Below are 18,867 nucleotides of genomic sequence, written 5' to 3' on the forward strand. Positions count from 1 at the left end.
GACCAGCCGATCCACAGCGGCGGTGGCGACGTGCAACCCACTGCGGCGATATATGCCCGGCGCGCCGCCGCACGGATGGCGCACGGCTCGCGACAGGGCGGCAAACTCGTCGTGCGGGTGGCGGTGAAGGCATGGAACGATTCGATTTTCACCAAATCCGCGGCCGCGGCGTTCTGGCAGACGATGTCACTGGCACCGCTGCTGTTCGGGGTGCTCGGCAGCCTCGGCTACGTGGGGGAATGGTTCGGCCCCGATACCGTGCAGATCGTCGAGCAGAAGATCATCGCGTTCAGCCGCGACCTGTTCAGCGCCAGTGTGGTCAGCGATCTGATCGAGCCGACGGTCACCGATGTGCTCGGCCGCGGGCGCGCCGCCTATGTTTCGGTGGGCTTCGTACTGTCGCTGTGGGCCGGATCCTCGGCCATGTCGACCTTCGTGGATTCCATTGTCGAGGCACACGGGCAGAAGGATGCCCGGCATCCGGTGTGGCAGCGCATCTTCGCGCTGCTGCTGTATGTGCTGTTCCTAGTGGTGGCGGTGTTCCTGCTGCCGCTGATCGCCCTGGGCCCGACGTTGATCGGACGGGTGCTGCCGGATTCGTGGCGCGAACCGGGGCTGCGACTGATCGACTCGTTCTACTACCCGGGTGTCGGCCTCTTGCTGATCATCGGGCTCACCACGCTCTACAAGCTGGCGCTGCACAAATCGCTGCCGTGGCACCGGTTGTTCGGCGGGGCGCTCGTCGCGGGGGTGTTCTTCATGGCCGCCAGCGAGGGCCTGCGCCGCTACCTGGCCTGGGTCGCCAGGACCGGCGTCAGCTACGGCGCGCTCGCCACGCCGATCGCCTTCCTGCTGTTCACGTTCTTCCTGGGCTTCGCGGTGATCCTCGGCGCCGAATTCAATGCCGCGGTCCAGGAATTCTGGCCAGCCCGCAGCACCCGCATCGACCAGGTGAAGGAATGGTTGTCCAACCAGCTGGGCGGCGACGGATCCGATGACTCCGAGACCGACGACGCATCCAGCGCCGACCCTGACGATCTCGGCACAGCGAAGCCCCCGAGCCCACCGGGAACTCAGGGACCGATCACACGGGCAGACGATATCGACGCCGATGCCGCCCGGGTACATCTGCACGCACCGGGCGCTGCGGCACCGCGCACAGAGTCGGCTCAGCCCTTGCGCAGGCCGTCGTAGACCTTCTTGCACTCCGGGCAGACCGGCGAGCCGGGCTTCGGGGAGCGGGTCACCGGGAAGACCTCACCGCAGAGGGCGACCACATGGGTGCCCATGACGGCGCTCTCGGCGATCTTGTTCTTCTTCACGTAGTGGAAGAACTTCGGGGTGTCGTCGCCCGTCGTCTCGTCGGTGGTCGTATCCGGGCGAACCAGAGTGTCGGTACTCACGGATTCCATGATGCCGCATCGGCGCGAACTCGGCCGAGCACGGTCGGCTCCGCGCGCGTTCATCCAGCTGACCAGGCCATGTGCGGTCCGGACCCGACAGTGGGAGACTCAGGGTATGCAGCAGTACGGCGACTCCCCTCACGCCGACGACATCGGCAGCGGTGATCGCCACGACGTGACGATGCCGAAGCCTCCTCGCAAATCCGCCGGCTACTTCCCGGGCAATGACGAGAAGCATCCGTTGCTGATCACCGAGGCGGCGCCGTCACTGGATGACCAGCACCGCGCACGGGTCCGCCGCTACACGATCATCATGGCCTTCCGCATCCCCTGCCTGATCCTCGCCGCGGTCGCCTACAGCATGTTCAGCAACGCCCTGCTGTCCATCCTGATCATCACTGCCTCCATCCCCCTCCCCTGGATCGCGGTCCTCATCGCCAACGACCGCCCACCCCGCCGCAAGGACGAACCCAGCCGCTGGGACCAGCCCCGCACCGCCATCGAATCCCGCCCCCACCGCGCCATCGACACCTAACCCACCCCAGCCCGCAGCTGGACAGGCGATCACCATGCGCTCAGGCAGGCAAACTCCGTGAGTGTCCTGCATGAGCGCATTCTCGACTCGGTTGGGGATGGGGTTAGGGGTGGCGGGGGATGGTGGCGGACATGAGGGCTGCTGCGGCGCATAGGGCGCCTGCGATGTACCAGGCTAGGTTGTAGGAGCCCTGGAGGTCGCGGATGATGCCTGCGCCGGTTGCGGCGATGGCGGAGCCGATTTGGTGGGAGGCGAACACCCAGCCGAAGGCTACGGGGCCGTCGGCGCCGAAGAGTTCGCGGCAGAGCAGGACGGTTGGTGGGACCGTTGCGATCCAGTCCAGGCCGTAGAAGATGATGAAGACCCACATGCTCGGCTGGGTGTCAGGGGCGAATAGCGACGGCAGGATCAGCAGTGACAGGCCGCGCAGGGTGTAGTAGCCGACCAGCAGGTAGCGGGGGTCGGCCCGGTCGGTGAGCCAGCCGGAGAAGATGGTGCCCGCCACATCGAAGATGCCGACCAGGGCCAGCAGACTCGCGGCGGTGGTCGGCGGCATGCCGTGATCGTGTGCCGCACTGACGAAATGGGTTCCGACCAGGCCGTTGGTGGAGGCGCCGCAGATCGCGAATCCACCTGCGAGCAGCCAGAATCCGGGTTTGCGCGCGATCGTGGCCAGCACTGTCAGTGCCCGGGTCGCGCCACCGGAGGCGGGGACGCGGAGCCCGACCGTGCTGCCCGGTTCGGCGCCATAGGCGGAAACGCCGACGTCACTGGGGAAGTCGCGGATGAACAACAGGACCAGCGGCACCACCGCCAGCGCGACGCCCGCGACGATCACCGAGGGCACCCGCCAACCGTGCGCATGCGCCACCGCCGATACCACCGGCAGGAAGACCAGCTGCCCGGTCGCGCCCGCCGCGGTGAGTACGCCGGTCACCAAGCCACGCTGGCGCACGAACCAGCGGCCGGTGATCGTCGCCACGAACGGCATGGACATCGAACCGACGCCGATACCAACCAGCAGGCCCCAGGTCGCGACCAAATGCCATGGCTGGGTCATGAATACGGTGAGCCCGCTGCCCGCCGCGACGAGCACCAGCGCGCACGCGACCACCCGTCGGATGCCGAATCGATCCATCAGCGCCGCGGCAAACGGCGAAATCAGACCGTACAGCAGCAAATTCAGCGAAACCGCGGCCCCGATGGTGCCATGCGACCAGCCGAACTCATCGTGCAGCGGATCCAGCAGCACACTCGGCACCGAACGGAACGCGGCCGCGCCGAGCAGTGCGATGAATCCAACACCGGCGACGACCCAGGCGGGATGCAGCCGCCGCGTCACGGTATCGACAGGTCCCAGCGTCGGTGGTGTTCGCAGTTCGGTCACCCGCTGAGACTGCCGGAATTTCGCGCGCCGAACGAGTGGCCGGAATGCCATAAACCGCCAAGATCGTGCCAGACACGCCGGATCGGAAACTACCTCGACAGCGTCAGGCACGGCCCCTACTGTGTGGCGGGGATACGCGACGGGACTCCCCCGGCGCAAGTGATGTGCGACACACCTGTACCGAATCGCGTGCAGGACGCCGTCGAAGCGCGGAAGGTGCGACACCATCGCACGGCACTCTCGGCACGGGAGCCTTTCCGCAGGAAACAGGAGACACAGCATGATTCGGTGGGTCTGGGCCTTCCTCGACCGCCCGACACAACGTTTCGACGAATGCGCGACGTTCTGGTCGACGATCACCGGCACCCAACTCTCGCCCCGGCGCGGTGCGAACGACGAATTCCTCACGCTCCTACCGGATCCCGCACTCTTCGCGGTCGCGGGCGTCAAGATGCAGGCGGTGACCGGACTCGGCGGTGTGCACCTCGATATCGATGTCGACGATGTCACGGCCGCGGTCCGCATCGCACTCGATCTCGATGCCGAACTGGTCGCCAACCACAAGAGCTATGCCGTGCTGCGCTCACCCGGCGGTCAGATCTTCTGCTTCACACCGAGTGGCCGTGCCAAAGGGACACCCGCACCGGCCTTCCGCGCCCCGGACGGCACCCTGACCCGCCTCGACCAGGTCTGCCTCGATATCGGCCCCACCGGCCACGCCGCCGAAACCCGGTTCTGGACCACCCTCACCAATTGGGACCTGACCCAAGGCCGCCTGCCCGAATTCGCCCGCCTGCGCGCGAAAGAGCCGATGCCCGTACAACTTCTGCTGCAACGCCTCGGCGAGGACCGCCCGACCAGCGCACACATCGACCTCGCCTCCGCCGATATCGATGCCACCGCCGCCTGGCACCAGTCCCTCGGCGCGACCCTCGTCGAGAGCCACGGGCACTGGATCGTCATGTCGGACCCCGCCGACGCCCTGTACTGCATCACCGGGCGCGACCCGAACGGCGTGTGATCCGCGCCGCGGAGATTGCGTTCACACTGACGAACCGCACGCCGGGCACAGGTCCGTACAGATAGCCCAAACCTGCACAAGATGCCGTCTCGTCTGGCGCCAGCGGTTCCTCCAGCGTCGGCCGTCTCATCTGGCGTCAGCCGTTCGTCCAATGTCGGCCATCCCGACTGGCATCAACCGTTCCGCCGGCGTCGCCATCCCCAATGACGTCAGCGGTTCGTCCGGCGTCGGCTGTCCCGACCGGCATCAGCTGTTTGTCCAACGTCGGCTGTCCCGACTGGCATCAGCGGTTCGTCCAGCGTCGCCATCCCGACTGGCGTCAACTGTTTGTCCAACGTCGGCCATCCCGACCGGCATCAGCGGTTCCGCCAGCGTCGCCATCCCCAGTGACGTCAGCGGTTCGTCCGGCGTCGGCCGTCCCGGCGGGCATCAACCGTCCCGCCAGCGTCGGCCATCCCAACGGGCATCAACCGTTCGCCTGGCGTCGGCCATCCCAACGGGCATCAACCGTCCCGCCAGCGTTGGCCATCCCGACTGGCATCAACCGTTCGCCTGGCGTCGGCCATCTCGACTGGCATCAACCGTCCCTCCGGCATCGACCGTCTGTCCGGCATTGGTCGCCGAGACCCAGACCAAGTGACACGACGGACACGTTTCGGTAGCTGGTGTGTCGCGGTGGCAGAGTACCTATGTGCCCACCAACCAGACGACGACCGGATCGCTGCTCACCGCGCTGTGCCCCGATCTGCGGGCCGCGCTGACCCGCGTCGGCTACGACGCCGACACCCTGCTGGAAGTGCTCGGTCCGGATGCGCACGCGGCGCTCGGCCGCTCCGAACCGGTCCCGGTGCGCCGAGCCGCGCGCACAGCCGGAGTTCTCGGCACCCTGATCCGGCTGTTGCTGCTCGGTGACACGCTGCCCGAACGCGAGGTCGCGGGGGCGCTGGCACCGCTGGATATCGACCGCGCGGTGGCGGCGGGCCTGCTGACCCGCGATGGCGATGACATGCGTGCGGCCCTGGATCTGCGCCCGCTCGATACCGGCGAAGGCACCCGCTGGATCCTGTCCGATCTCGACGATTCAATGCGCAGGCGCACGCTGAGCGAGGACCATGTGCTCGGTGTCGGCCATGCCTCGCTCTCGCTGCTGCGCGCCACCCCGACCCGCCGCGTCGGTTCGGTCCTGGATCTCGGCACCGGCTGTGGCGTCCAAGCCGTACACGCCGCCGCCTACGCCGACCGCGTAACCGCCACCGACGTGAATGCCCGCGCCCTATGGCTGGCCGAGGCCACGGCCGCGCTCAATGAACTCGACATCGAACTCCTCGAAGGATCCTGGTTCGAACCGGTCGCCGGTCGCCGCTTCGACCAGGTGGTCGCCAATCCGCCGTTCGTGGTCGGTCCCGCCCGCATCGAACACACCTACCGCGACTCCGGCCTCGCCCTCGACGGCGCAAGCGAATTGGTGATATCGCAGGCCCCCGACCTGCTCGCACCCGGCGGCACCGCCGCAATGCTGGCGGCCTGGGTGCACGTGGACGGCGAGGATTGGCGCCATCGGGTTTCGTCCTGGTTGCCCGCGCACGGTGTCGACGCCTGGGTGGTCCAGCGCGATATCGCCGATCCGGCCCTTTATGTCGGAACCTGGTTGCGCGATGCGGGTTTGGATCCGCGCGACCCGGCCGCACAAGCCCGCGCCGAGCAGTGGCTCGATGCCTTCACCGCCGCCGATGTGGAGGGCGTCGGCTTCGGCTTCGTCTATCTGCACGCCATCGACGGCCCGACCGAATTGCTCGCCGAGGACCTGACCCATGGCTTCGACGATCCGCTCGGCGCCGAGGCCACCGCGTACTTCGCGCGCTCGGCCTGGCTGCGCCGTGCCGCCGCCGCCGAAAACCTGGCCTGGACTTCGCGTTTCGTTGTCGATCCGGCCACCGCGCTGGAACGGGTCTATCTGCACGGCGAATTCGGCTGGGACCAGCAGGTCGCGCGGCTGCATCGCGGCGACGGTCCGCGCTGGCAGCACGAGGTGGATGAGTCCACCATCGCACTCGTGGCGGGAATGCGCGCCGACGGCTTGCCGTTACAAGAGCTGATCGAACTGCTCGCACTCGCCGATGGCATCGGCGAGGTGACCGAAGAGTTCGCGGCCGATGCATTATCCGTGGTGGCCGGTTTGGTTCGGCACGGTTTGGTACGGCCCGTGTAACGAAGCGGCAAACGCACGACTCGCATCCGAGACATCGCGCACGAGCTGTTCCGACAGGGTGGGGTTCTCAGGAACTTCTCAGACGCGAGTGATGGAAACCGCAGTTCAGAGCGGTTTATCGGAGCAGTAGCGGGGAACTTTCTTCCTGTCGGGTCCGTTGATCGGAGTGAGACACCACCGACAGGAGGCAAGTCATGACAAGCCCCGCCACCACTCGTGTGCGCACCAGCGATTCGGACCTCGACGCCCAGAGCCCTGCTGCCGACCTGGTACGCGTGTACCTGAACGGGATCGGCCGTACCGCACTGCTCACGGCAGCCGACGAGGTCGAGCTGGCCAAGCGCATCGAGGCGGGCCTCTATGCGCAGCATCTGCTGGAGACCGGCAAGCGGCTGTCGGCCACCCGCAAGCGCGATCTGGCCATTGTCGTCCGCGAGGGTCAGTCCGCGCGCTCGCATCTGCTCGAAGCCAACCTCCGGCTCGTGGTCTCGCTCGCCAAGCGCTACACCGGCCGCGGCATGCCGTTGCTCGACCTGATCCAGGAGGGCAATCTCGGCCTGATCAGGGCGATGGAGAAGTTCGACTACAGCAAGGGCTTCAAGTTCTCCACCTATGCCACCTGGTGGATCCGTCAGGCCATCACCCGCGGTATGGCCGATCAGAGCCGCACCATCCGCCTTCCCGTGCACCTGGTCGAGCAGGTCAACAAGCTGGCCAGGATCAAGCGCGAACTGCATCAGCAGCTCGGCCGTGAGGCCACGGACGCGGAGCTGGCCAACGAATCGGGTATCCCGGTCGACAAGATCTCCGATCTGCTCGACCACAGCCGCGATCCGGTAAGCCTGGATATGCCGGTCGGCAACGACGAAGAGGCGCCGCTCGGCGATTTCATCGAGGACTCCGAGGCCACCTCGGCCGAGTCCGCTGTGATCGCCGGACTGTTGCACCACGACGTGCGCAGCGTGCTCGCCACCCTGGACGAGCGGGAGCAGCAGGTCATCCGCCTGCGCTTCGGCTTGGACGACGGCCAGCCGCGCACCCTCGATCAGATCGGCAAGCTCTTCGGGCTCTCCCGGGAGCGGGTGCGCCAGATCGAGCGTGAGGTCATGTCGAAGCTGCGCAAGGGTGAGCGGGCCGATCGCCTGCGCGCCTACGCCAGCTGAGCACAATCCTGCGGTAACTCGTGCCGGTGATCCCGGCACGTCCTTCAGGCGCCGGACTACATCCGAGGCGGGTCCGGCGTCCGGCTTGGTGACCTCGGATGGGTCACCTCGAAACGCCGACCGGTGTCCGCGCGTCCCGCCCCCTCCGGGTTTCGCGCGAGCCGGTCGGCGATCCTCTTGTCGAAAGGCCTTCGGGGCCAGCGTTTCCCATTATCGGCGATGGCTCATACGGCATGGTGCCTAGTATTTCCGCATGCAGGGACCGACACTGCGCGATGTGGCCTCGGCGGCAGGTGTGCATACCGCCACAGCGTCGCGCGCACTCAATCCGAACGCTCGTGCCCTGGTGCATCCGGATACCGCACGACGGGTGCTACGTGCGGCGGAATCACTGGGTTACCGTCCGAATCCGATTGTCAGGAACCTGAAGACCATCAAGTCCGGCACTGTCGGACTGGTCATCCCCGACCTCACCAACCCGCTGTTTCCACCGATAGTGCGTGGCATCGAGGACGTTCTGGCCGCCGCCGGGTACAGCACACTCATCGTCGATACCGGCGATCGGCCCGACCGCGAGCAGGCCCAGATCACATCGCTGCGCTCGCGCCAGGCCGAAGGTTTGATCATCGCCACCGCGCTGCTGGAGCATCCCCTGCTGCGGCAGTTGCAGGAGCAGCGCGTGCCGATGGTGCTCGTCAACCGCCGCACCGAAGGGCTCGATATCGGATCGGTCGCCGCCAATGACGCGGCGGGCATCGCGCTCGCGGTGCGTCATCTGGTCGATCTGGGCCACCGCCGAATCCTGCACCTCGCGGGCCCGCAGACCGCCTCCACCGGTGTCGAGCGCCTGCGTGCCTTCCGAACCGCCGTTCGCGAACACGGTCTCGACGACTGCGCTCGAATCATGGTGTGCGACAGCTGGACCGAAGACGCGGGAGCTCGCGCCCTGCACGCCGCATTGGACTCCGGCGCAGAGGTCACCGCCGTGGTCGCCGGAAACGATCTCATCGCCCTGGGCTGCTACGACGCCCTCGCCGAACGCGACATCACCTGCCCCACCGATATCAGCGTGATCGGCTTCAACGGCCTGCCATTCCTGAACAAGCTCGATCCCCCGCTGACCACCATCGCCATCCCCCACCACGACATCGGCCGAGAAGCCGCCCGCATGCTCCTGGAATCCATCGCCGAGCCCGACCGCACCCCCCGCTCGGTCCTCCTCCCACCATCCCTGGTCATCCGCGGCTCCACCGCCCCACCCCACCGCTAACCGACCCGATCACCCGGTCCCTGACTCGCGTCCTGGGACGCTGCCACCCAGCACGGCCATAGATCCGGCGTTCGTGACTCCGGCCAGTCCGCCCATCCGACGCACTATGAGCCAACATCGCAACACGCCGGCCGATCCGATCGCCCGGCCGCGAGCCACGCCCGCCACGTCGCCGACACCCTCGGCGTAGGCACCGGCCCGGTGTCAGCGACTCCGGCCGGTCAATCACCCGACGTGCGGCCGAGCCGACGTCGAAACGACTGGCTCGGAGGCGAAATTAGGCAGGACGGATCCCCGAAGCGTTATTGCTAAACCCACAGCTCGGGGCGCCTGCGGAACATTGTCACGAAGTGCAGGGCAGTTAGCCCAGCCGGCGGGGGCCGGTGTCGAAGCGGCTGGGTTCGGGGCCGATGCGGGCTCGGGCATAGAGGATGGCGGCGGCGTTCGGGGAGGCCAGGACGGGGTCGAAGGATAGTTCGCGGATTTCTGGGAGGTCGTCGAAGAGGGCCGAGACGCGTTGGGCGAGTTCGGCAAGGGCGGGTTTGTCGACGCGCGGGCTGGCAGGGGTGCCGGATAGCAAGGGGGCCGCGCGGGGAGCGTCGATGAGAGCGGTGGCCTCGTCGGCAGTGAGCGGGAGGGCGCGGTAGGCGCGATCGCCGAGAAGTTCGATGATCATGCCGGAGAGGCCGAATTCGATGACCGAGCCGAAGGACGGGTCGTCCTGCACCCGCAGCACACAGCCGACGCCCGGGTTGGCCATCTTCTGGATGTGCACCGCCGGATCACCGCACAGCTCGACCAAGTGCGAATAGGCTTGGCGCACGGCCTCCGGACGCCACAGGTCCAGTCGGACACCGCTGAGATCCGGTCGCCGGCGCCACATTTCGCCGGTCGCCTTGGCCGCCACCGGATAGCCGAGTTCCTCGGCGGCCGCCACCGCCTCATCGGGGTTGCGGACCTCACGGAACTCGACGACGCGAATGCCGTAGCAGTCCAACAGGTCCACCGCTTCCAGATCGGTCAGCCACCGGCCGTCGGAATCGCGCATCCATCCGGCGACCAACCGCTTGGCCCGCTCCGCATCGATGCCCGTCGGGCGCACCACCGTCGAAACCGGTTTCGTGCGCCACTGCGCGTACCGGCGCGCCTTGGCCAGCGCACGAGCGGCCCGCTCCGGATCCGGATACGACGGAATCGACCCACGCGCCGCCGTACCGCCCGGACCGCGCACCGCGAGCAGATTCGGAATCCCCTGCTCAGCAACGAAAGTGGTGAGAATTGGTTTGCCGGAATCGGGCACGGCCACCGCGGCCTCGCGGATGGCATCGGCGAATCCGGCCATCGGCAGCGGCACCGGCGGCGCGAAAACCACGATCACCGCATCGATCTCATCCGAGCGCAGCGCGGCGACCACTGCGTCCAGATACGCGCCCGGCGTCGCATCCGGACCGAGATTCACCGGATCGCCGACCGACTCCTCGTCCACCACCCGTTCGGTGGGGCGCGGGCGACGAACGTCCTCCGACGCCACCGCGTCGGGCCGCCGCACCTCCAACCCCTCTCCGCGCGCCGCGTCGACGGCCAGCCAGTTCAATGCCGCACTATTGCCGATCACGGCGACCCGTGGACCGGCGGGCAGCGGCTGATAACCCAGCAGCGCGGCGCAGTCGAACAGCTCCGAAATCGAGTCGACCTGAACGATTCCCGACTGTGCGAACAGGTCACGCACGATCGATCGGTCCATATCGCCGGTCGGCTGAGCCCGTGCGGCCAACCGGCCGCTACTCACCGCGACGATCGGCTTGCTGCGCGCGACGCGACGCGCGATCCGGGAGAACTTGCGCGGATTACCGAAGCTCTCCAGATATAGCAGGATCACATCGGTGGCGGAATCGGTGTCCCAGTACTGCAGCAGATCGTTGCCGGACACGTCGGCGCGATTGCCCGCCGAGACGAAGGTCGACAACCCCAGGTTGCGTGCGGCGGCCTCACCGAGGATCGCCGCACCCAACGGCCCGGACTGACAGAAGAATCCGATGCGCCCGCGCCCGGGCAGCACCGAGGCGAGGGTGGCGTTCAACGAAACCGCGGCGTCGGTGTTCGCGATGCCGAGCGCGCTCGGCCCCACCACCCGCATCCCGTGTCCGCGCGCCGCCTCGACCAGTTCGTGTTCGGCGACCACACCACCGGCGCCGGTCTCCCCGAAGCCCGCGGTCAGTACGACCAAACCCTTGACGCCCTTGGCCATACAGTCGTCGAGGACCGAACCGATCGCCTCGGGGGGTACCGCGACCACGGCCAGATCCACCTCGTCGGGAATATCGCGCACGGTGGGATAGGCCCGTACCCCGCGCACCGATTTCCGGTTCGGATTGACCGGAAACACCGGCCCCTGGAACACCCCGGACAACATATTGGCCAGGATCACCCCACCGACCCGGGCCGGGCCCATGGTGGCACCGATCACCGCGACCGAACGCGGCGCGAGCAGATTGCCCACACTGCGCGCCTCGGAGGCGCGTTCGCGCGAATCCCGCACCCAGAGCAGGGCTTCGGTGGGATCGATGGCGAATTCCAGATGCAGCACCGAACCGTCCCTGCTGCGCTCCACCTGATAGCCCGCGTCGCGGAAGACGGTGACCATCACCGTGTTCTCGGCGAGTACCTCGGCGACAAAGGTTTCGATCTTGTTCTCGGCGGCCGCCCCGGCCAGATGTTCGAGCAGGATCGAGCCGAGTCCGCGCCCCTGGTGTTCGTCGGCCACCACGAACGCGACCTCGGCGGCGCGTGCTCCGGGGCGGTCGGTCAGGAGTTCATAGCGGCCGACCGCAATGATCGCCTCCCCGAGCACCAGCAGCAGCCCAACCCGGTCGTGATGGTCGACGTGGGTGGAGCGGTACAGATCCTTCGGCGAAATGCGTGGGTACGGACCGAAGTAGCGCAGATACCGGGTGCGATCCGACAGTGCCGCGTGGAACTCCTGCAGCCGATCGGCGTCATCGGGTGTGATCGGACGCAACCGCACCACGCCACCGTCAGAGGCCAATACATCGGCGAACCAGTGCTGCGGCGGCGGTGGCGGCACTACCGGAGTGCTCGCCGAATCCGGAATGGGCGGGTTCTCAATCACGGGGGTCCTCCGGATCCAGTCCGAGCAACCCGAAGGTGGCTCGGCGCGTAGCCAATACGGCCGTATCGATAGCGCGTTGCGCGCGGTCGATGCGCGCGTCCCCAGTTTCCCCGGTGCCGCCGGGTCCATCCCACCGGCGGAACGAGATGTCACCACCGTCACCCATGGTGCGCGGCGGGTCGACGGTCGGGGCCGCCGCCCGGATCAGTTCGATCCAGTCCTGCGGCACCGCGGTGTCCGGTGCGATGGTGCGATCCAGTGCGGTCGCCAGCAGATGCGTCCAGGCCCGCGGCACGACGCGCACCAGGCCATAGCCGCCGCCACCGACGGCGAGCCACCGGCCTTCGGCATACTCGTCGGCCAGATCGCGCATGGCGATGAAGGCGGCGCGCTGACCGTCCACGGTCAGCTCCATATCGGCGAGAGGGTCCTCGCGATGGGTGTCCACACCGCATTGGCTGACCACGATCTGTGGCCGGAACGCTGCGAGTGCGCCGGGCACGATCGCATGGAAACCGCGCAGCCACTGGGCATCCCGAGTGCCGGGCAGCACCGCCAGATTGATCGCGGTGCCCTCGGCGGCGCCGTGTCCGGTCTCCTCGGGCCACCCGGTATTCGGCCACAGGGTCGCCGGATGCTGGTGGAGCGAGATCGTCAGCACCCGTGGGTCGGCGTAGAAGGCGCGCTGCACGCCATCGCCGTGATGCACATCGACATCGATATAGGCGATGCGGTCGTAGCCGTGGTCCAGGAGCCAGGAAATGGCCACGGCCGCATCGTTGTAGATGCAGAATCCGGCGGCCGAATCCGGCATCGCGTGGTGCATACCCCCGCCGATGCTCACCGCGCGCCGGGTGCGGCCCTCGGCGATTTCGCGTGCGGCGGCCAGCGTGCCGCCGACAATCACCGAGGCCGCTTGATGCATCCGCGGGAACACCGGATTGTCCGGTGAGCCGAGGCCATACGGTGGTGCCAGCGGCGCACCCGCTGGCTGCGTGGCATGTTCGACGGCAGCGATGTAGTCGGCGGTGTGGATGCGCAGCAGATCCGACAGCTGTGCCTGCGCCGGCACCAATGGCTCGACACCGGCGAGCAATCCGAGACTTTCCGCGAGCGCCATGGTGAACTTCAGACGCGCCGGTTTCATGGGGTGTTCCGGCGTCCATGCGTAGTCGAGGAATCGGTCGGTCCAGACGACGGTCCCCGGTCGCGACTCGAGATCACCTTCGTCGAGCGGCGCGGAGTGTTCGCCGCGCGGTGCAGTGGCCATGGTCGCAACGCTACGCGGGAAGCTAACCGCCCCGTTGGACGTTCGTATGCAGTAGAAATACAAGCATGTGCGAACACGGCGACCAGCCGTGCGCCGACAGAATTCCCGCAGCGCAGTCACCGGTGTAGCGCGAGACGACGCGGCACGCGGGGGTGCCGACGTGCGTGGGTAGAATTCGTGCCGACGAAGGGGTAACAGGTGAAGGATCTGGTCGACACCACGGAGATGTACCTCCGTACCATCTACGACCTCGAGGAAGAGGGTGTCGTGCCCCTGCGCGCGCGGATCGCCGAGCGCCTCGAGCAGAGTGGTCCGACGGTGAGCCAGACCGTCGCGCGGATGGAACGCGACGGTCTGCTGCTGGTCGCCGGTGACCGCCATCTCGAGCTGACCGAGAAGGGCCGTAGCATGGCCGTCGCGGTCATGCGCAAGCATCGCCTCGCCGAGCGGCTGCTCGTGGACATCATCGGGCTCGACTGGCAGAACGTGCACGCCGAGGCCTGCCGCTGGGAGCACGTCATGAGCGAGGACGTCGAGCGGCGGCTGGTCGAGGTGCTCAACCATCCGACCACCTCCCCCTACGGCAACCCGATTCCGGGCCTGGACGAGCTGGGCATCGCCCCGCCGAACGCCGCCGAGGAGACCCTGGTGCGGCTCTCGGATCTGCCGCACGGTCAGGTGCACGCGGTCGTGGTGCGCCGCCTCGCCGAGCACATCCAGACCGATCCCGAGGTCATCGGCCAACTGCGGGAGGCGGGTGTGGTGCCCGATGCCCGTGTGACTGTCGAGACCAAGCCCGGCTCGGTGGTCATCACCGTGCCCGGCCACGAGGGTTTCGAACTCTCGGATGAAATGGCCCATGCCGTCCAGGTGAAGCTGGTCTGAGGCGTGAAACTTCTGGTTACGGGTGGCGCGGGCTACGTCGGTGGTGTCTGCGCGCAGGTTCTGCTCGAATCGGGGCACGAGGTCGTGGTGGTCGACGATCTGTCGACCGGCAATGCCGAGGGCGTGCCGACCGAGGCGCGCTTCGTGGAGGGTGATGTCGCGGTCGCCGGGCCCGCACTGCTCGAGGCCGAATCCTTCGACGGTGTCCTGCATTTCGCCGCGCAGTCGTTGGTCGGCGAGTCGGTGCAGCAGCCGGAGAAGTACTGGCAGGGCAATGTGGTGAAGACCCTCGAGCTGCTGGAGGCGATGCGCCGCACCGACACCCCGAAGCTGGTGTTCTCCTCGACCGCGGCGGTCTACGGCGAACCGGAACAGGTGCCGATCACCGAGGACGCGCCGACCCGGCCGACCAACCCCTACGGCGCCTCGAAACTCGCCATCGACCACGCCATTACCTCCTATTCGATCGCGCACGGTCTGGCCGCGACCAGCCTGCGCTACTTCAATGTCGCGGGCGCCTATGGCGGCCTCGGCGAAAACCGTGTGGTGGAAACCCATCTCATTCCCCTCGTGTTGCAAGTCGCCCTCGGTCATCGCAAGGCGATTTCGGTCTTCGGCACCGATTGGCCGACACCGGACGGCACCGCGGTCCGCGATTACATCCACATTCGCGACCTCGCCGAGGCCCACCTGCTCGCCCTGGCCACCGCGGAATCCGGCACGCATCGCATCTTCAATCTCGGCAGCGGCACCGGATTCTCGGTGCGCGAAGTGATCTCGGCCTGCGAACGCGTCACCGGACTGCCGATCACTGCCCAGGACGCCCCCCGCCGCCCCGGCGATCCGGCCGTCCTCATCGCCTCCAGCGACCGTGCCGTCACCGATCTCGGCTGGCGCCCACAGCACAACGACCTCGACGAAATCGTCGCCGACGCCTGGGAATTCCTCCGGGACCTGGGTCCGCTCGCGCACAGCGCGAAGTAGGACGCTGGGCCCTACGCACCCGGTGGTCGCGCACCGACGCAACCACCGGGTGGCTCGCCTCGAGCGTCATCCGATAACCGGGCCCAGGTCGATGCCGAAGTCGGCGGCGATACCGAGGCCGCAGTATGCCAAGCGGCGCAGCGTGTCCGGGCGCATACCGGTACGCAGGGAGATCTCGAGCAGATTCGCCATGGAGTGGTCCGGATCGGCGTCCAGGGCGGCTTGCAGGGCGATACCCGCGAGGGGACCGTCGCCGCGGATGTAGGCGCTGTAGCCGAGCAGGGTCGCGGCATCGGCGCGATCGCTGCCCGAAAGTACCCGCACCATCGCCACCCACAGACTTTCCGCGGCGGCGGCGTGGTCGCCGATGGCCAGACCGAACAGGGCGTCGCGGACGATCCGATCGCGCAGCGCGGCAGCCAATTCCGCATATTCCCGGGCGGTGAGGGCCGCCCCGGAGTCGGTGTTGGCGATCTGCCACAGCATGTGTTCCAGTGCCCGCCGGTGATAGCCGTCGGGATCGCCGCGCCGCACGGCCGCCGCATACCGCTCGTACGCGATGGCGCGGGCGCTGTCGAGATGTGCCGCCACGTGCGGCGCCAGCCCTTCATCGACAGCAACCAGATCGGTCAGCTCCGAACGAGCCCCGCGGATCGGCCGTCCCTCCAGCACATGTGCCACCGTGACCATCGAGGTGGCCGGATCCGGCAGCGTTCCATGGTGATTCGCGTCGGGCAGACTCCACCACCGCTGGTCCGCCTCGATCGCGCGTACCGCCCACGCGCCCTCCAGATACACCTCCTGTGCCGCGAGCCGCCGGGCGAACGCGGCGATGAGTGTGCCCAACGGCCCGGCACTCGCGCCGTGTCGGCGTGTGCGCTGCGGTTCGTGCGCCCGGTCGTCGACGATCACCGCGAGCACCTCCGTGGCCCCCTCCGCGGCACAGATCTGCGAGACGCATTCCGCATACGCCGCCGCGAGACCCCGGCGACCGCCGTCGGGATCCAGATCGAATCGCACCACCGCATCAATGATCGGACTGTGGCCCGGATCCGGTGCAGCCCGCAACACGGCCACCACCAGCGACCGCTCCGGCACGAACCCGACCATCGCGGGCACTGCGACGATCAATTCGCCGGGGTCATCGACATGCAGTGCGCCGGCTGGGCCACGATCGCCGAACATCGGCGGCGGTTCCGCACAGGTACCCGTCGCTCGCCCGAAACCCCTTGTGCACTCAGCGGATTCCTCATCGTCGACACCGGAGTCGAAGTCCGGCATCGAGTCGATCCCGGACCGTGCGACGGCACGCGCGTGCCCGGAGCTGCGGAGGTGAACGGCTGGGCTCGAGCACAAACCAGCACGGGCGGATGGACCGTCGCCGGGGTCGCCGAGGGCGGGAACGGGATTCGTGAAAGTTGTCATGCACCGAGAGTGCGCTGCCGCGAATCCGGGCCCGAGACAGTGACCTGGGCATATCCGGACATTATTTTGCCCTGTGGAAATCGGTTGATCTGTGGACGATTCGGCCTGTGGAGGCGAAACAGCGATAACCGTGTCGGTGCTACCTGCTATCGTCGCGCCGCGAGCTCCCGACGCCGATCGGCGAAACCCGCATTCACCCCTTCTTCACCTTCCCCACCGCCGTTGTGAACAGCTCATCCAACGCCGCCGTATCCGGTTGCGCATCGCTGAACGACATGTAGGTCACCGCGATTCGCACATCGCCGATCTGGCCGGTCAGCGTCTGCATGGACTGTGTCAGGCCCGGCATGCTCACCTGCGGTACCACCCTCCGGTGCAGCGCGAGGGTGTCGTCGGCGTCGATCGGCGGCGGCGCCTGCAGTTCGGTGGTCACCGTCGTCGTCGCACCCGCCCGGCTGACCCGCATTTGCTGACACCGCCGCAACTGGTCGCGCAATGCCGACAGCGGCTGTCCGGTCCTGGTCAACTCGACGGTGATCGTGGCACGCGTCTCGTTGTCGGTGCCCACCGCGACGGCCGTCTGATTCGGGCCGAATTGCTGCGCGGGCGGGGCACATCCATCAGGTTGCACCGTCGAGCCGCGCCCGACCCCGGTCAGATCCCCCGATGCCTGCGCGGCCGCCTCGGGTGGCAGCACCACCGCCTCGTACCGGGCCGGAAACTGTGCGGTATCGGGCAATAGTGTCGAAAGCTGCGCCGCCACATGCTGGATCACCGCACTCGGCCCCGCGGCGACCGGATGCCCGGTCACCGTCGACGCGCACCCCGTGAGCAGCGCCGCACTCGCGGCGAGGGACGTCCACCCCGATACCGCGAATCCGCGTGGCCCCCTGCGCGTCGAATTCGGCACAGTCACCGTTTTACTGTGCCAAACTCCCCGTGCCCACCCACGATGCCACGCCGATCGTTGCGAGCGCCCTGCGAGCAGTCTCCAGCGGCGGCGATCCGGCCGGGAATGCGCGGGACACCACCGATGTTGCCCTCTCTTATGGGTCGGTGTCGCCCGTGGTAACCGGTGTCGGTGTCATGGGGGACAATGGACAGTGGTTGACCGCCGCGAAATGCCCAACAGGCCTAGGACCTGTAAGTTCTCGGCACCAGGCGGCTCGCATAGGTGAACCGCGCAGGAAGGAGTACGCGATGGACCACGAGTCGCGAATGTACGAGTTGGAGTTCCCAGCTCCACAGCTGTCGTCCGACGATGGCTTGGGTCCGGTTCTGGTACACGGACTGGAGGGCTTCACCGATGCCGGGCATGCGGTCCGGCTGGCCACCACGCACCTGCGCGAGAGTCTGGAGAGCGAGCTGGTCGCCTCGTTCGATGTCGACGAGTTGCTGGACTACCGGTCGCGTCGCCCGTTGATGACGTTCAAGACCGACCACTTCTCCGACTACGCCGAGCCCGAACTGAATCTCTGGGCGCTGCGCGATACGTCGGGCACCCCGTTCCTGCTGCTTTCCGGGCTCGAACCGGATCTGCGGTGGGAGAAGTTCACCACCGCGGTGCGTCTGCTCGCCGAACAGCTCGGCGTGCGCCGCAGCATCGGCCTGAGCGCGATTCCGATGGCGATCCCGCACACCCGCCCGCTCGGCATCACCGCGCATTCCTCGGACCGCGATCTGATCGCCGACCACCAGCGCTGGCCGGGCGAGCTACAGGTGCCGGGCAGCGCGTCGTCGCTGCTGGAGTACCGGATGGCCCAGCACGGCCACGAGTCCGTCGGATTCTCGGTGCATGTGCCGCATTACCTCGCGCAGACCGCCTATCCGGAGGCCGCGCAGACCCTGCTCGAACACGTCGCCGACAATGCTGGCCTGGAAATCCCGCTGGCAGCGCTCGGCGAGGCCGCGGCCCGGGTCCGCGAGCAGGTCAACGAGCACATCGCGGGAAACTCCGAGGTAGAGACGGTCGTGCACGCGCTGGAGCGCCAATACGACAGCTTCCTCAGCGCACAGGAACGCCAGTCCAGCCTGCTCGTCGGCGATGGTGAACTCCCGAGCGGCGACGAATTGGGCGCGGAGTTCGAGCGCTTCCTGGCCGAGCAGGGCGGCTACGACGGCGACGAGGGCGAACAGTCCAACTGACCCGATCACCCCGACCGGGCCGTAGACACCAGCCCGTAGG

The 18,867-nt window shown here is 67.6% G+C and carries 15 protein-coding genes; 9 read left to right on the plus strand and 6 right to left on the minus strand.

What is annotated here, in order from left to right:
* The first annotated feature begins 75 nt into the window (after positions 1-75).
* Positions 76-1,194, plus strand: a complete 1,119-nt coding sequence (locus tag ABZ293_RS08205; RefSeq protein WP_355178558.1) for a YihY/virulence factor BrkB family protein — start codon at positions 76-78, stop codon at positions 1,192-1,194.
* Here ABZ293_RS08205 and ABZ293_RS08210 read toward each other — a convergent pair.
* The gene (locus ABZ293_RS08210) at positions 1,170-1,403 is read right to left on the minus strand and encodes a DUF3039 domain-containing protein (protein ID WP_355178451.1); all 234 of its coding nucleotides are present in this window, start codon (positions 1,401-1,403) and stop codon (positions 1,170-1,172) included. The two genes, ABZ293_RS08205 and ABZ293_RS08210, sit on opposite strands and share 25 nt — an antisense overlap.
* Positions 1,404-1,584: 181 nt before the next feature.
* On the opposite strand from ABZ293_RS08210, the gene ABZ293_RS08215 reads away from it, so the two are divergent.
* Positions 1,585-1,938: a DUF3099 domain-containing protein gene (locus ABZ293_RS08215; protein ID WP_355178560.1), complete on the plus strand. Its 354-nt coding sequence runs from the start codon at positions 1,585-1,587 to the stop codon at positions 1,936-1,938.
* 103 nt (positions 1,939-2,041) lie between these two features.
* Here ABZ293_RS08215 and ABZ293_RS08220 read toward each other — a convergent pair whose 3' ends face one another.
* Positions 2,042-3,325 (minus strand): MFS transporter, encoded by a 1,284-nt coding sequence (locus tag ABZ293_RS08220; protein ID WP_355178453.1) that lies wholly within the window; start codon positions 3,323-3,325, stop codon positions 2,042-2,044.
* A 280-nt stretch (positions 3,326-3,605) separates the two neighbouring features.
* Between ABZ293_RS08220 and ABZ293_RS08225 the strand changes: the two genes are divergently transcribed.
* The 4 genes from ABZ293_RS08225 to ABZ293_RS08240 all read left to right on the plus strand — a co-directional run bounded on the left by ABZ293_RS08225 (position 3,606) and on the right by ABZ293_RS08240 (position 8,988).
* Positions 3,606-4,346, plus strand: coding sequence for a VOC family protein (locus ABZ293_RS08225; protein ID WP_355178455.1), 741 nt, complete (start codon positions 3,606-3,608; stop codon positions 4,344-4,346).
* Between the two features lie 691 nt (positions 4,347-5,037).
* The gene (locus tag ABZ293_RS08230; RefSeq protein WP_355178457.1) at positions 5,038-6,555 is read left to right on the plus strand and encodes a methyltransferase; all 1,518 of its coding nucleotides are present in this window, start codon (positions 5,038-5,040) and stop codon (positions 6,553-6,555) included.
* 194 nt (positions 6,556-6,749) lie between these two features.
* A complete protein-coding gene (locus tag ABZ293_RS08235; protein ID WP_355178459.1) occupies positions 6,750-7,718 on the plus strand; it encodes a sigma-70 family RNA polymerase sigma factor in 969 nt (322 codons plus the stop codon).
* Between the two features lie 253 nt (positions 7,719-7,971).
* On the plus strand, positions 7,972-8,988 hold the full coding sequence (locus tag ABZ293_RS08240) for a LacI family DNA-binding transcriptional regulator (protein ID WP_355178461.1): 1,017 nt from the start codon (positions 7,972-7,974) through the stop codon (positions 8,986-8,988).
* Positions 8,989-9,349: 361 nt separating this feature from the next.
* Here the strand turns inward: ABZ293_RS08240 and ABZ293_RS08245 are convergent, their stop codons facing one another.
* A complete protein-coding gene (locus ABZ293_RS08245; protein ID WP_355178463.1) occupies positions 9,350-12,118 on the minus strand; it encodes a GNAT family N-acetyltransferase in 2,769 nt (922 codons plus the stop codon).
* Positions 12,111-13,265 (minus strand): acetoin utilization protein AcuC, encoded by a 1,155-nt coding sequence (locus ABZ293_RS08250; protein WP_355178562.1) that lies wholly within the window; start codon positions 13,263-13,265, stop codon positions 12,111-12,113. The genes ABZ293_RS08245 and ABZ293_RS08250 overlap by 8 nt, the downstream gene beginning before the upstream one ends.
* Positions 13,266-13,586: 321 nt before the next feature.
* Here ABZ293_RS08250 and ABZ293_RS08255 point away from each other — a divergent pair, with 321 nt between their 5' ends.
* Both ABZ293_RS08255 and galE read left to right on the plus strand, forming a co-directional pair.
* A complete protein-coding gene (locus ABZ293_RS08255; RefSeq protein ID WP_354952268.1) occupies positions 13,587-14,273 on the plus strand; it encodes an iron dependent repressor, metal binding and dimerization domain protein in 687 nt (228 codons plus the stop codon).
* Positions 14,274-14,276: 3 nt separating this feature from the next.
* The gene (gene galE / locus ABZ293_RS08260) at positions 14,277-15,257 is read left to right on the plus strand and encodes a UDP-glucose 4-epimerase GalE (protein ID WP_355178465.1); all 981 of its coding nucleotides are present in this window, start codon (positions 14,277-14,279) and stop codon (positions 15,255-15,257) included.
* 66 nt (positions 15,258-15,323) lie between these two features.
* Here galE and ABZ293_RS08265 read toward each other — a convergent pair whose 3' ends face one another.
* Both ABZ293_RS08265 and ABZ293_RS08270 read right to left on the minus strand, forming a co-directional pair.
* Positions 15,324-16,682 carry a DUF4192 domain-containing protein gene (locus ABZ293_RS08265; protein WP_355178467.1) on the minus strand — a complete coding sequence of 453 codons (1,359 nt, stop codon included), beginning with the start codon at positions 16,680-16,682 and terminating at the stop codon, positions 15,324-15,326.
* Between the two features lie 193 nt (positions 16,683-16,875).
* Positions 16,876-17,598, minus strand: coding sequence for a sensor domain-containing protein (locus ABZ293_RS08270; RefSeq protein WP_355178469.1), 723 nt, complete (start codon positions 17,596-17,598; stop codon positions 16,876-16,878).
* Between the two features lie 284 nt (positions 17,599-17,882).
* Here ABZ293_RS08270 and ABZ293_RS08275 point away from each other — a divergent pair, with 284 nt between their 5' ends.
* Positions 17,883-18,827: a PAC2 family protein gene (locus ABZ293_RS08275; protein WP_354952261.1), complete on the plus strand. Its 945-nt coding sequence runs from the start codon at positions 17,883-17,885 to the stop codon at positions 18,825-18,827.
* Positions 18,828-18,867: the final 40 nt, after the last annotated feature.

Source organism: Nocardia sp. NPDC005998 (assembly GCF_040614395.1).
In the GTDB taxonomy this organism is placed as follows: Bacteria; Actinomycetota; Actinomycetes; order Mycobacteriales; family Mycobacteriaceae; genus Nocardia.